Source organism: Saccharicrinis sp. 156, from assembly GCF_050589685.1.
Taxonomy (GTDB): Bacteria; Bacteroidota; Bacteroidia; order Bacteroidales; family Marinilabiliaceae; genus Saccharicrinis.
Genome location: NZ_JBNGOS010000032.1, coordinates 29,759 through 42,898, shown reverse-complemented (window position 1 = coordinate 42,898; position 13,140 = coordinate 29,759). Strand labels below are relative to the sequence as shown.

The 13,140-nt window shown below is 38.7% G+C and carries 11 protein-coding genes; 5 read left to right on the top strand and 6 right to left on the bottom strand.

Annotated elements, in window-relative coordinates; all coding sequences use genetic code 11:
• Positions 1–1,020: 1,020 nt before the first annotated feature.
• From ACRD64_RS18405 to ACRD64_RS18395, 3 genes are read right to left on the bottom strand one after another with little or no spacing between them, the layout of a single operon-like run.
• Positions 1,021–1,959: a hypothetical protein gene (locus tag ACRD64_RS18405; protein ID WP_430934931.1), complete on the bottom strand. Its 939-nt coding sequence runs from the start codon at positions 1,957–1,959 to the stop codon at positions 1,021–1,023.
• Positions 1,952–2,353 carry a sugar 3,4-ketoisomerase gene (locus ACRD64_RS18400; protein ID WP_430934930.1) on the bottom strand — a complete coding sequence of 134 codons (402 nt, stop codon included), beginning with the start codon at positions 2,351–2,353 and terminating at the stop codon, positions 1,952–1,954. The genes ACRD64_RS18405 and ACRD64_RS18400 overlap by 8 nt, the downstream gene beginning before the upstream one ends.
• Positions 2,354–2,355: 2 nt before the next feature.
• Positions 2,356–2,766 carry a sugar 3,4-ketoisomerase gene (locus ACRD64_RS18395; RefSeq protein WP_430934929.1) on the bottom strand — a complete coding sequence of 137 codons (411 nt, stop codon included), beginning with the start codon at positions 2,764–2,766 and terminating at the stop codon, positions 2,356–2,358.
• Between the two features lie 74 nt (positions 2,767–2,840).
• On the opposite strand from ACRD64_RS18395, the gene upp reads away from it, so the two are divergent.
• Complete coding sequence (gene upp, locus ACRD64_RS18390) at positions 2,841–3,494, top strand: uracil phosphoribosyltransferase (protein ID WP_430934928.1); 654 nt, start codon at positions 2,841–2,843, stop codon at positions 3,492–3,494.
• Positions 3,495–3,497: 3 nt separating this feature from the next.
• Here upp and folK read toward each other — a convergent pair whose 3' ends face one another.
• Positions 3,498–3,986 carry a 2-amino-4-hydroxy-6-hydroxymethyldihydropteridine diphosphokinase gene (folK, locus tag ACRD64_RS18385; protein ID WP_430934927.1) on the bottom strand — a complete coding sequence of 163 codons (489 nt, stop codon included), beginning with the start codon at positions 3,984–3,986 and terminating at the stop codon, positions 3,498–3,500.
• A 98-nt stretch (positions 3,987–4,084) separates the two neighbouring features.
• Between folK and sppA the strand changes: the two genes are divergently transcribed.
• The 3 genes from sppA to ACRD64_RS18370 all read left to right on the top strand — a co-directional run bounded on the left by sppA (position 4,085) and on the right by ACRD64_RS18370 (position 7,774).
• Positions 4,085–5,848, top strand: a complete 1,764-nt coding sequence (gene sppA / locus ACRD64_RS18380) for a signal peptide peptidase SppA (protein WP_430934926.1) — start codon at positions 4,085–4,087, stop codon at positions 5,846–5,848.
• A gap of 86 nt (positions 5,849–5,934) precedes the next feature.
• Positions 5,935–6,990, top strand: coding sequence for a tetraacyldisaccharide 4'-kinase (gene lpxK / locus ACRD64_RS18375; RefSeq protein WP_430934925.1), 1,056 nt, complete (start codon positions 5,935–5,937; stop codon positions 6,988–6,990).
• Positions 6,962–7,774 (top strand): purine-nucleoside phosphorylase, encoded by an 813-nt coding sequence (locus ACRD64_RS18370; RefSeq protein ID WP_430934924.1) that lies wholly within the window; start codon positions 6,962–6,964, stop codon positions 7,772–7,774. Before lpxK ends, ACRD64_RS18370 begins: the two co-directional genes overlap by 29 nt.
• Positions 7,775–7,814: 40 nt before the next feature.
• Here the strand turns inward: ACRD64_RS18370 and ACRD64_RS18365 are convergent, their stop codons facing one another.
• Positions 7,815–10,664: a gliding motility-associated C-terminal domain-containing protein gene (locus ACRD64_RS18365; RefSeq protein WP_430934923.1), complete on the bottom strand. Its 2,850-nt coding sequence runs from the start codon at positions 10,662–10,664 to the stop codon at positions 7,815–7,817.
• A 118-nt stretch (positions 10,665–10,782) separates the two neighbouring features.
• Here ACRD64_RS18365 and ACRD64_RS18360 point away from each other — a divergent pair, with 118 nt between their 5' ends.
• Positions 10,783–11,793 (top strand): aspartate-semialdehyde dehydrogenase, encoded by a 1,011-nt coding sequence (locus ACRD64_RS18360; protein WP_430934922.1) that lies wholly within the window; start codon positions 10,783–10,785, stop codon positions 11,791–11,793.
• A gap of 216 nt (positions 11,794–12,009) precedes the next feature.
• Here the strand turns inward: ACRD64_RS18360 and ACRD64_RS18355 are convergent, their stop codons facing one another.
• Positions 12,010–12,957: an SPOR domain-containing protein gene (locus ACRD64_RS18355; protein WP_430934921.1), complete on the bottom strand. Its 948-nt coding sequence runs from the start codon at positions 12,955–12,957 to the stop codon at positions 12,010–12,012.
• Positions 12,958–13,140: the final 183 nt, after the last annotated feature.

Here is a 13,140-nt window from a genome sequence, read left to right as displayed (position 1 = left end):
ATATTTGAAAATAAAGAAAATGCAATTAATGGGATTAGAAAAATGTTTAGTAAAGTTAGTATTATAGTTAAAGCTTGCATCTTCATGATTGGTTTGCTAATGTTCATTATCAGCTGATTTTTTGCATATTGATTGTTTATAGGAAAGTCACTGTTGTTCCAAAAGGATAGCCAAGAGAGTGCAACCTGGGAAAGGTATTCTTTGGGATGCATGACGATTAAATCTTTGCTGATCTTATGTAATTTGCGGGACAGTTCAATTCGAGACAATTTTGTTGTTTCTTCTAGTTCTGGGATTGCTCTCCATATTGATGTGCTTTTGGTAGATATCGCGGATAACTTTATGTTCTTCGGGGGCTTTATGAAAGAACTTTGCTGCAGTTTGAGATAGGTTTATTCCAGAAAAAGTAGTTATGGTAAACCAGTTGTTGCTGTGATAGTTTAGACTGCACCATCCAAAATATGCGGAGAAAGGCAAAATGAGGATGAGTAAAACCTTTGCTATGTCTTTATTCCAATGTTTGCGGTTGATATTAAAAGCCATAAAAAAAAACCAATATTGGGGGGACATAAATAAAATAAGTAGATGCAATACTAAGGAGGATTTGTAGAATTACCTCAACAATATAGTATTTCCCAAATGTTATAAATAATAAAAGGGGATAACCTGGTGTGCGCCATCCGGGATAGGTAAGTAATTTTCCTTTGGCAATATATGATGCTAACTCTCTATACGAGTAGCTGTCAGGATAAAAAACTGGTATTGAATAAGCAAATATGATTATTACCCTTAATAAGAGCCCGGTAATGATTATTAAACCTAATGGTAGATAATTGTTTTTTTTTAATATCAGTAACGTTTTCATGTTTTTATGGATAAGGGTTGGGTGATTTTGAGTATAAATTTAAATGCTTTTTTTATATGTATCTCATGGTTATTTCTATTGTTTTAGAAAGTACTTTTTTCTATGTTACCATTGATCCTTTTAATGGAGGTGTTAAAAAAAGTCTTGTGTATGGTTTAAGGCTTATTGGTGTTTAGATTGTAATAATTAACAGAGTATACATCAGCCCCATATCTTTGCTTTAAATATAACAAACTGGTGTTTATTTCATCTCCTGTCATACATGTGCCCATATCAATATATTTCTTACTCTTTTTGAAGTGAGATATAAACAAAAAATAAAGAGCATGCGTAGCCCTGTTTTTACGTCCATCAGAAGAAGTGGCTATATATTGCATTTTTACAATCTCACCGTGATCAAATACGAGTATGCCTGCATCTATTTTATGGGTAAATTTGTTTTTTATGGCAAATACCTTTATGTTTTTTGGAAATTTATTTTGCAGTAGTTGAATTTCAGCTAAAGTATGAACGGGCTTTGACTTGTGCTGATCGGCAAGGTTTTCTTCAAGAACCTTCCAATATTCCTCTATTGATACATCTTCTTGCACATAGAAATTATCTAGCCTGAGCTTTCTTTTTTCTACCGATGATTTTGGGAAACTATGGTTGTTGCAATTGATAAAAGCTCCTATATGCTGAGAATGTTTTTCATATTTGAGTGATTCAAATAAATATTGTTGTATTTGTGTGTGTGAAGAAGCATAAAAAAATGGTTGCATTTTAATTGTAAAATTTTTCACATTCTCGTTTCTTAAATAAGAAACAATTTTATTAAGAAGTAACCGTGCTTCTTCTAAGGTAAAATGCGAATGGTGCACAATGCCCCCAAAAGTTAACCCCTGATGGCTATAAAAATGGTCATCTTTTATGTTGCCGGGCAATAATGCTTTAAGCAATCCCTTATTATATAGCATTAGCGACATATCAGAGAACCGATCACTATGGTATTCCATATAATCCCGGCAAAAAAGAAAGGAAAAATTGTCTGCGTGTTCCACGAACCCATCCCATGCCTCTTTTAGCCCTGAATGATATTTAACTACTTCAGTCATTTACAAACAATTTATAATCCTTAATATAATCACTGTCAAGGAATACATCGGAGGCCATTACCAGCACAACGCTTGCAGTACTGAACGACTTCAATTCTCTCCAAATTCCAGGGATAATATGTAAACCTTTTCCGGGGTTGTTCAGGAATACGGTTTTCTTTTTCTTTCCGTCATCAAGCACCACCTCAAAGCTTCCACTTGCCGCAAACACAAGTTCATGCTGCTCTTTATGCGCATGGCCTCCTCTTTCTGCGGCGGTTGGAATATCATAGGTATAATAAACCCTTTTAATGTCGAAGGGTGTTGAATGTTCCGACTCGGTATAAGCTAACGACCCTTTGTCAGATCCCACTTTATTTAATTCTATTATTTTGCAATCATCGATACTGGCCATAATTAAAGGGTATTGTAAATCCTAATGTATTGCATAAAGTCTCTGATATATTGACAATCATTAAAATCAGTATCACTAATCACAAGGCATACACTATTTGAAATAAAGTTGCTGAATTTTCTCCAGGTCATTGGTGGGATAAATAATCCTTTGTTGGTTTGGCTTAATATATAGTTTTTGTTTTTCTCGCCCCGGCTTGTTTCAACGGTAAATCCTCCAGAAAGGGGAATAATAAATTCCGATGTGTTTTTGTATGCATGACCTCCTCGATCCTCGCCACCGGGAACATCGTAAATCCAATACACTCTTTTGATTTTAAAAGGAATGTGATGGTTCTGTTCCAGAAACGTCAAATTCCCTCTTAAATCTTTAATTTTCGGAAGTTCTATCTCTTTAACCTCGTTATAACACATGGTTTTTTTATATTTGCCGACACTCAAATATATACATTATTTTATTTACCCGTTGAATATTTAAATCAGGAAGAATGAATACGCACGTTTTCAACAAGCAAAATTCTTTGTTTAACCAATTTATTGCCGAAATCCGAGACAAGGAAATTCAAACCGACCCCCTAAGATTCCGCAGAAACATTGAGCGTATGGGCGAGATTCTGGCTTATGAAATTAGTAAGGAGCTCAACTACAGGAGCATTGATATCCAGACCCCGCTCGGCACATCACACGAGTTTGTTCACGACGAGAATGTTGTGATAGCCACTATTTTAAGGGCTGGTTTGCCATTGCACCAGGGCGTGCTTAATTATTTCGATAGTGCAGAAAGTTGCTTTGTTTCGGCTTATAGAAAGTATAACGAAAAAGGTGATTTTGATATTCATATCGAATATATTTCATCGCCTTCGTTAGACGATAAGATAGTTATTGTTACCGACCCGATGTTGGCAAGTGGTGCTTCGATGGAATTGGCGTATAAAGCAATTTTAACAAAGGGCACGCCAAAACATATTCATATTGCTTCAATCATTGCCAGTGAAGAAGGTGTGGAATATGTTAGAAATAATATGGCTTCAGATAACATTTCCTTGTGGATTGGGGCGGTAGACAAGGAATTAAACGACAAAAAATATATAATCCCTGGTTTGGGAGATGCGGGTGATTTGGCATTTGGTAGCAAGTTGTAAAGGCTATTCCAGTTTTTTCACCCAACCATCATCATCACATTCTTCCAGTAATTGTTTCAATGGCTTATTCAATACCGGATGAATGTGATTTCCCCATTCTTCGATAAGTGGCAACACCGTAAACATTCGATCCTGTAGTTTTGGGTGAGGAATCGCCAGTTCCAATGATTCTATGATTAAATCATCATAGAACAAGATGTCAATATCCATGGTTCTGGCCTCGTAACCAACTTGTGTTTTGGTCCTTCTACCTAGTTGCTTTTCAATAACTTGTCCTTGAAATAACACTTCGTTCGGAGAAAGTGGCGTAAACACTTCTATTACTTGGTTAATAAAATTCTGATGGTGTTTAAAGCCCCAGGGTTCACTTTCGTAATTAGAAGAAGCCTTAACGATAGTTCCAATCTTATCTCGGATTAAGTTTCTGGCTTCTTGAATAATCCCAAGCCTGTCACCCTCGTTTCCTCCAATAAGCAATATGGCCTTGTGCATAAATCAAGTTCGTTGAAAATGTTACCGAGTAAAATCGTATTGATAACATTTGTTTTAATATATTTGTTTTACTATAGTTCACAAAAATAACTCAAATTATGGCAAAATTTTTCAAATCGTTACTTCTTACCGTTATAGGTTCAATAGTAACAGCGATTTTTATTGTTCTGATATTTATTGGAGTCATAGCCTCTATTGCGTCTTCGGGAGAAAAAGAAACTAAAATAAAAGAAGGGACTTTATTGACCATCGACCTGGATAAGGTTATAAAAGATAGAAGTGTGGATGACCCCTTCGCCAATTTACTGGGAGACTCCCCCTTTTCCCAATCTCAGATAGGATTAAACGCCGTGCTTAAGAATATTAAAAAAGCACAGCGCGACAAGAATATAGTTGGCATTTATTTGCAATGCGGTAATCCGAATACAGGATATGCCACTTTGAGCGAGATTAGGGATGAGCTGATCGCTTTTAAAGATTCGGGTAAATTTATTTATGCCTTTGCACCTATGTATTCGCAAAAAGGATATTATCTGGCTTCGGCTGCGTCAAAGGTTTATTTGCCGCCTCATGGAATGATGGAGTTTAAAGGTTTGAGCTCGGAGCGTACATTTTTTAAAGGAGCATTGGAGAAACTCGGTGTAGAAATGCAGATATTTAAACATGGTAAGTTTAAATCTGCCGTGGAACCATTTATGTTGGACCATATGAGCGATCCTGCCAAGGAGCAAACCATTACCTATGTTAATTCAATATGGAATTTTATTGTCGATGGAATTTCGGAAACCAGAGGTGTTTCCCCGGAGGACATTAATGCTTTGGCTGATAATGGCGGGATGTTCTCCAGCAACGATGTTTTTGTTACAGGCAATATAATAGATGGCCTTAAATACAAGGATGAGGTGATTGCGGAACTTAAGGAGCTTACGAATACTGAACAGGAAGATGATATTGAGCAGGTGAAGTTTTCCGACTATAAGTCGGTTTATGTTCCAAGTGAGACCAAAGGATTAGTGAAGGATAAGATTGCGGTAATTTATGCAGAAGGTGAGATTGATGGAACAAGTGATCAGGGAATTAAATCGGAGAAACTGAGCAAGACGATTAGGGACGCCAGAAGGGACGAGTCAGTCAAGGCTGTAGTGCTTAGAGTTAATTCACCGGGAGGTTCCGGGGCAGGTTCCGATATTATCTGGAGAGAGGTAAAGCTTTGTAAGGAAGTAAAACCTGTGATTGTTTCCATGGGCGACTTGGCTGCGTCGGGGGGTTATTATATTGCCTGTGTGGCCGATACTATTGTGGCTAACCCGGCTACGCTAACCGGTTCCATAGGTGTATTTGGCATGATGCCAAATGTAAAACCTGTTGCCAATAGGTGGGGATTCACTTTTGATGGCGTTAAAACCAATAAATACGCGGATGTGCCGTCTATCACCCGACCTTTTACCAAAGATGAAAAAGCATTGTTCCAAGGGTATGTTGAGCGATTTTATGATGTATTTATCGGGAGATGTGCCGAAGGTAGAAGTGTGAGCAAAGAGGCGATTGACAAAATAGGACAAGGTAGGGTTTGGAGCGGTGAAAATGCCATGGACAGAAACCTGGTGGATGTAATGGGAGGCTTGCAAACTGCTATCGATATTGCCAAAGAAAAAGCTGGACTTGAAAGGGCTAGGATTAAAGAAATGCCCGAAATGTTATCTCCAATTGAAGAAATCCTTAGGGATATGAGAAGCGAAGCGAAAGCGTTTATAGCGGAGTCATTTCTTGGGGTGGATTATGAGCAGATTGAGCATTTGAATCAAATGAAAGAAATACATCCTGTACAAGCAAGATTGCCTTATGAATTGGAGCTGAATTAAAGTTTGTATATCTTTGCAAAATAGAAAGGCTGGTCTAGAAAAGACGGCCTTTTTTTTCGGACATGAAATTGATAAAATACATACGGATGTTGCTGTTTCCTATAGCGTTGTTATACGGATTGGTTATTCGTGTCCGCAATCTAATGTTTAACATAAATATATTGAAATCGGAAAGTTTTCCGTTGCCAGTTGTTTCAGTGGGTAATATTACGGTTGGCGGTACAGGAAAAACTCCGGTTACCGAGTTTGTCATCGGGATATTAAAAGAAGATTATAAAATTGCTTTTGTGAGCAGGGGATATAAAAGGGAAACCAAAGGTGTAGTAATGGCATCTGCTTCTTCAACGGCTGCGGAAATTGGCGACGAACCTAAACAAATCCTGGATAAATTTGCCGATGTAAAGGTAACGGTAGCTGAAAAAAGGGCCATCGGGATTAAAAAATTGTTGGATATGGACAGTCCACCTGATGCGATTGTCCTAGATGATGCCTATCAACACCGGTATGTAAAACCGGGATTAAATATATTGATTATTGATTTTAACCGACCTATTTGGTGCGATTTGATGCTGCCTGCAGGAGATTTGCGTGAGCCGATGAATGGAAAAAAGAGAGCTGACATTATCCTGTTCAGCAAATGTCCGGAAAATTTGACAGGAGCCCAGCAAAGCTATTTTCTAAAAAAAATTAATGCTTCAAGCAATCAGAAGGTTTATTTCTCAACGGTTGGATATCAAAAAGTAAAACCCGTTTTCGAGGGGCAAACTGAAATATATTTAGATCGTTTAAATGATACATCAGTGCTTTCAGTAAGTGGAATTGCCAACCCAATTCCTTTCGAAAATTATATGAAAGCAATAAGCAGCGATGTGTGTTGTATGAGGTTTCCTGATCATCATCAGTTTAATCTGAGTGATATTGAAAAAATGGAACTTCAATTTAGTAAGATACAGAACGAAAACAAGTTGGTTTTAACAACAGAAAAAGATGCGGTCAGGTTTCGTCAGGTGTTGCCGGAGACCTCATTATTGGCCAAGTATTTGTATTTTATTCCAATAAAAATAAAGATCTTAAACAATAAGCAAGAAGAATTTAAAGATAAAATCATCACCTATGTTAAGCAAAATAAAAGAAACCGCTGATTTTATATTGGAGCAATCCAAAACAGAGGCTAAAATTGGTATCATTCTGGGTACGGGTTTAGGTGGATTGGTGGGAGAAATTGATATAAAAAACACTTTGGACTACGATGATATTCCAAACTTCCCGATTTCTACGGTCGAAGGGCATCATGGTAGGTTAATCTTCGGAACAATAGGCGGAAAAGAGGTTATGGCCATGCAAGGTCGTTTCCACTATTACGAAGGTTATACTATGAAAGAGGTAACATTTCCTGTTAGAGTGATGAAGCTGATGGGTATTGAAACGCTGTTGGTGAGTAATGCCAGTGGAGGGTTAAATCCCGATTTTGTGGTAGGTGATGTGATGATTATAGATGACCACATTAATATGTTTGGCGACAATCCGTTAATGGGCAAGAACTTTGATGAATTGGGGCCTCGGTTTCCAGATATGAGCCAGTGTTACGCCAAAGAGCTTGTCGCAAAAGCATTTGATATTGCCAACAAAAACAAGATAAACCTTAAAAGAGGTGTTTATGCGGGTACCCCGGGGCCAACATTTGAAACGCCTGCGGAATATAAGATGTTTCGGATTTTAGGTGCCGATGTGGTTGGAATGTCAACCGTACCTGAAGTAATTGTTGCGCGCCACATGGATATGACCTGCTTTGGTGTTTCCATTGTCACCGATTCGGGCGTGCCAGGCGAAATAGTGGAGGTTTCACACGAAGAAGTGCAAGAGGTAGCGGCCAAAGCTGAACCTACGATGACTTTGGTGATTAAAGAACTGGTAGCTTCTTTGTAGAAATGATTAACCTTTTCCAAACTTCTATACTTTGGAAAAGTTATTCCCTTTTCGCTCCAGCGGTTAAAACGACAGTAATTTTTTCCTTCTTTGTTTTTCCAGTTGACGAAAAAATATCGCCATAAACAATATAGATGCCTATTGGCGCTTTCTCAAGATTGTCGGTGGTGCCGTCCCAGGTAAAAAAGCCTTTCAATCCTAAAAGTTCATTATGAGCTATTGTTTTTATGACATGGCCGTATCGGTTGTAAACCGCAACCGTCCCTGTCCAGCCAGCTTTGTCCAAACTGTAATTTATATGCAAATTGTCGCTGGTGCCATCGGCGTTGGGACTAAATTCTTCCTTGTCGATACTTAGCCATTTAGTGTTGCTTCTTAAGGGGTTTTCAGCATATTGTGAATTTTGAAGTGTGGGAGTTGAATACCCGCTTTGCTCTGAGGCTGAGTGCCAGTTATGTGGACTGTTGGTGGTTGCATGCGGATTGATCCTTTCCAATGAAACACCTTCTTTGTCTCTAAGTAGCGCAAAGTGCATATCGTCAGTGTATTCAAAGTAATCGAAAATTTCGCCTGTGTTTTTGGTAATTGCAATATTTCCTTCGTCATCGTTTAAGGAAGGGAGGTGGGATTGATTGATAAATTCGGAAATAGCGGATGGATGGAATTGCGACAAAACAAAGCTATCTTCGGTTACAACCAAATAATCGCTGGGGAATAAAAGTTGGTTTTTATCGTCCACTTGTTCCAGTTCATCCGCAACTAGATCCGTTAACGACGAAAGGTAAATATCGCTGCGGTTGAGAATCTTATCAGAACGGTTATAAAGCTCCACAAAGTCTATTCCATCGGGAGCCGGGTCAAACAGCACCTCGTTAATGACGATATCGAAACTGTCCAATGCTTCGGGTATGCCTATTCTTAAAGAATGGTTGCTGGACAAATTATTATCCGCAAAATCGGATAAGGAAGAAACGAAATTAACCGTAAAGGTCTGTTGTAACTGTAATTCATTGGAAAAATATATTTGAAAGCTTTTCAAAAATATGGAATCATATGCGATATCCGAGATGGCAGCTCCCTCAATTTGAATGCCTGAAGGGGTAAAATTGTCAAGTCCTTTTAAAGTTTCGCTAAAGACAAACGCAAAAGTGCTTGGGTTGATATAGGAAATATATTTAAGGTAAGGAGCAGTAATATCCGGGTTAAAGTTTATAACCGAATTATCTAAACCAGGAGTACCCCCGTCTAAATGGGTCGAATATGACCAATTGAATTCGGGTTGTTGATTCTCATTGTCAATGCGTTCCAGGGGCCACCCTCCCTCTGTTTTAAATCCGCCTTCTTCCATCATCAGTGGATACTGAAGTACATCGCTAACCAGATTGTTGGCGTAATATAAAACCAGAGTTCCTGAATTGTTATTTAGCGCAGGCAGACTCTTTATTCCAATTAAAGGTAAATCGTTCGGCCAGTTTTCCAATTCGTTTTGGTTGATGATAAGCGCGTAACTGTCCGGAGGGAGTTCGTGGTTGGGCAAAACCGATTTCTTGCCATTAATCGTTAACCACATGCCTTCCAGGTTGATAGGATAGTCCCTTCGGTTATGGATTTCGATGTATTCCGAATCGTAAAGTCCAATGTTTGGGGTTGGATCTGGCATTATCTCCGTAAAAATAATATCGTACCTTCCCGGTTTGCGATAAGTGATGTCAATGATCGTGTCTTTCATGATGTCTCCTGATTCCGCCAAAATGCCAGAAACGGATATACGATAGGTTTGGTCCACCGCCATTGGATTGTCGCTTTTAAACAGGAGTGCGGAATCATTCACCAAGGTTGGGTTTCCAAAGTTAAGCGCACTGGAAATAGGGTTGGTGTCAATCACAGTTGCATCCACCGTTTTGTTATACGCCAGTTGTAGCTGAAATTCATCAGTAACTTTTGACGTTAACACCTTAATCCTCTCGAAACTATAATTTAAGGCGGTGTCGTTCATTAAATTCCCTGACTCATCTTCAATGTCTTTAACAATGAGTTGGCCTGCATCTGTATCTACCAGATAATCGTTAAAATTAAGGGTTATCATGCTGTTATCAACAGAAATAGATTTAGGTTGTAAGGAATTGGGAACAATCTCAAAGTCATTTTCAGAGACGGAAGCAGGATTCGGGTTTTTATTAAGTTGAATGACAAATTGCTTACCTGCAATTAATTGATGCGAAATGACCCTGGGTTTTTCTGTGTCGATAAATCCGGTTCCCGATACAGTGATTGGCCCAAAACTAAATTTGTCGCTTCGCGTTGAAGTGTATTTGCAATAGATGCCAAAGTAGGAAGAGCTCACCAAATCATTGTCAAAAACCTCTCCTTCAAGAATGTAATTGGCCGATCCTTGTTTGGTATATAACTGCCAGTTGCCCAAATCGTCGCGTAAAACACGCACGGAAACTGAAGAGGGAGAGCTATCCAATATTTTGTCGGTACCATCAATTATTTTTGTGATACGCTCCGATGATTGCTTGTATAACGATACCTCGTCTTGCGTGTTACCAACCATTACATAGTACCCTTCCATATTGTTGCTAAAGCCGGCCTGGTTCGAAGTAAGATAAATGATGGCATAATTTGAGCTGGAAGGATTAAAATCCATCTGCACGGAAAATTCCCATGTCGCGTTGTTGATGGCAGTGCAAGGTGTAGATAGATATGCTTGTGAACTTACAGCCTCTGCGCTGAGTTTAAGCTTTTGTTCTGTTGTATTAATCGTGAATTTAGGCATATCCCCCTGCCAAGTAGGAGGTGTGGTAAAATCACTGTCGCTCCAGGTTTCCAACAATTGGGCAGAAACGGCAGAAGATATCAGGAAGAAAAGAAAAAAAATATGCTTCATGGTGCATGGTTTGGAGGAATTTAAATATTTTTGCATGAGATAAATCATCATCACCAACAATTTAGTTAAATTGTTTTATTAACGCGTAAAATATTTATTAATTCTTAAACAAAGTTCAATGAAAGTAGCAGTCGTTGGTGCGAGTGGCGCAGTAGGGCAGGAGTTCCTAAAGGTTTTGGAGGAACGTGATTTTCCTTTAAGTGAATTGGTTTTATTTGGTTCGGCACGAAGTGCAGGAAAAGTGTACACTTTTAAGGGTAAAGAAATTACGGTTAAGGAATTAAAACACAATGATGATTTCAAAGATATCGATATTGCGCTAACCTCAGCGGGAGGTGGTATTTCAAAAGAATATGCCGAAACCATAACCAAGCACGGTGCGATCATGATCGATAATTCCAGTGCTTTTCGTATGGAGGAGGATGTACCATTGGTGGTACCGGAAGTCAATGCCGAAGATTGTAAGAATACTCCTCGCAATATTATTGCCAACCCTAATTGCACAACCATTCAAATGGTGGTTGCTTTAAAGGCATTGGAGAATATTTCGCATATAAAAAGGGTTCATATTTCTTCCTATCAATCGGCCAGTGGCGCAGGAGCAACGGGAATGGCCGAGCTGGAAAAGCAGGTGAAAGAGTTTGCCGGGAACAAAGAACTGACGGTAGAAAAATTTGCACATCAGCTGTTGTTCAACGTGATTCCTCATATCGATGTGTTCACCGACAACGGGTACACCAAAGAGGAGATGAAGATGTATAATGAAACGAAAAAAATTATGCATTCGGATGTTGAGGTGAGTGCTACAACCGTTCGTGTACCTGTGATGAGAGCGCATTCCGAAGCCATATGGGCAGAAACAGAAAGACCTGTTACTCCTGAGGAGTTTCGTGCCGAATGCGAAAAAACGAAAGGAATTACAGTGATTGATAATCCTGCCGAAAATGAATATCCGATGCCGTTTAACCTGGCAGGGGAGGATGATGTTTTTGTGGGAAGGATACGAAATGACCTGTCTAATCCTAAAGGAATCGCGTTTTGGTGCGTAAGCGACCAGATTAAGAAGGGAGCCGCCTTAAATGCAGTTCAAATTGCCGAATATATGATAGCGGAAGGCCTCATAAAGTAATTTTAATGCTATTACTCCGCCTTAAAAAGCGGAGCATAATTTCAACTAAAGACATTGTTTACGTTGTTTGAGTTGCCACCTTAAAAAGTGGCGATAAAAAGATAGGAGCGGGAAATACCTATTTGCACTCAGCGTCCGTTGAATTGAGCTCAAATCAGGATTTCTGAAAATAAAAAAAAGCTGCCCAATTATTGGATAGCTTTTTTTTGTAAAGAATTACTTCTGCGACAGGAGCCAGGCAGATCTATACCCATTGGTCTCCCGATAGTTATTTAAAGCGTCAATCGCGGTTTGCTTATCCATGAATCCTTCCAAAGAAACTCGAAACCGACCATTGGAAGATATGATCTCTGCATTTTGAATGCCCTTATGTTTCAATTTACCCAGGAATACCCGGGCCGGTTGTTCAACTTTAAAACTGCCTGCAATAATAAAATATCTGTTCTTTACTGTTACTGGTACAGTTTCTGCTATAGTCACAGGTTCAGCTTCAATAGGATTAGTGATTTCTTCATTGGTAACTTCCCGTTTTTCTGCTACTTCAACATTTTTAACAATGGTTGTTTGTTCCATTTTGGGGAACATGCCGGTGAAGTTACTTTGTTGCGTTTGGTTTCCAAAGTCTGGCGTAACCAGTAAAAAACCTATTATTAATGCAGCACTGGCCGCTATTTGACGGGTGCTTTTCGCATTGAGTGTCCTTCGAACCAATCTTCGTGTTGGCTCTTTTTGCTCCTTGAGTTGGGCTAAGGTGTTAAAATGGAAGGTAGTTAAACCAAATGAATCTGTCGAAAACGATTCTTCCTGTGAAGGAATAAATAGGGTATTGCCCATAGCATCGTTTTTAAGTTCACCTGCGGAACCAATTTCAATGCTCTCACCTTTTCCTAGTTGAAATTTAAGAATGCTGATATGCTTAGTCAATTTGTTGTAGCATTCTTCGTAGCTGATTCCCTCGGCATTGGCAATGTGTTTTATTAATAAACCGTCGTTATGTGACAGGCTTTTGTTAAAACCTATTTTTCGGCAAGGAGGACTGAACACTCCGGTTTTTTCATTTAGCTCTGCATTCTGTTTGTTTGCAACAAAACCACCCAGTCCAGGAACTATTACACAATCGTATAAATAAAGTAAGTCGTTGATATGTTTTTCTAGATGAAGCATAATGCAAAAATAATAAAAAAAAGCATGGATGTACAGTCCTGTTATGAACATCTGTTAATAACTTGTTGAGAATTAGAAAAAACCGACAAGTACCCACTAGTTTAAATAATTTAAGTACAGGCTTTTAACAATAATTTGATAAAAATAAATGTTTGATTTGACGGTTTATTTGTTATTTTTACG

Excerpts from the sequence above, each read along its gene's own strand:
- ACRD64_RS18405 (WP_430934931.1), bottom strand. The coding sequence starts at position 1,959 with ATGACTGAAGTAGTTAAATATCATTCAGGGCTAAAAGAGGCATGGGAT.
- ACRD64_RS18400 (WP_430934930.1), bottom strand. The coding sequence starts at position 2,353 with ATGGCCAGTATCGATGATTGCAAAATAATAGAATTAAATAAAGTGGGA.
- ACRD64_RS18395 (WP_430934929.1), bottom strand. The coding sequence starts at position 2,766 with ATGTGTTATAACGAGGTTAAAGAGATAGAACTTCCGAAAATTAAAGAT.
- upp (WP_430934928.1), top strand. The coding sequence starts at position 2,841 with ATGAATACGCACGTTTTCAACAAGCAAAATTCTTTGTTTAACCAATTT.
- folK (WP_430934927.1), bottom strand. The coding sequence starts at position 3,986 with ATGCACAAGGCCATATTGCTTATTGGAGGAAACGAGGGTGACAGGCTT.
- sppA (WP_430934926.1), top strand. The coding sequence starts at position 4,085 with ATGGCAAAATTTTTCAAATCGTTACTTCTTACCGTTATAGGTTCAATA.
- lpxK (WP_430934925.1), top strand. The coding sequence starts at position 5,935 with ATGTTGCTGTTTCCTATAGCGTTGTTATACGGATTGGTTATTCGTGTC.
- ACRD64_RS18370 (WP_430934924.1), top strand. The coding sequence starts at position 6,962 with ATGTTAAGCAAAATAAAAGAAACCGCTGATTTTATATTGGAGCAATCC.
- ACRD64_RS18365 (WP_430934923.1), bottom strand. The coding sequence starts at position 10,664 with ATGAAGCATATTTTTTTTCTTTTCTTCCTGATATCTTCTGCCGTTTCT.
- ACRD64_RS18360 (WP_430934922.1), top strand. The coding sequence starts at position 10,783 with ATGAAAGTAGCAGTCGTTGGTGCGAGTGGCGCAGTAGGGCAGGAGTTC.
- ACRD64_RS18355 (WP_430934921.1), bottom strand. The coding sequence starts at position 12,957 with ATGCTTCATCTAGAAAAACATATCAACGACTTACTTTATTTATACGAT.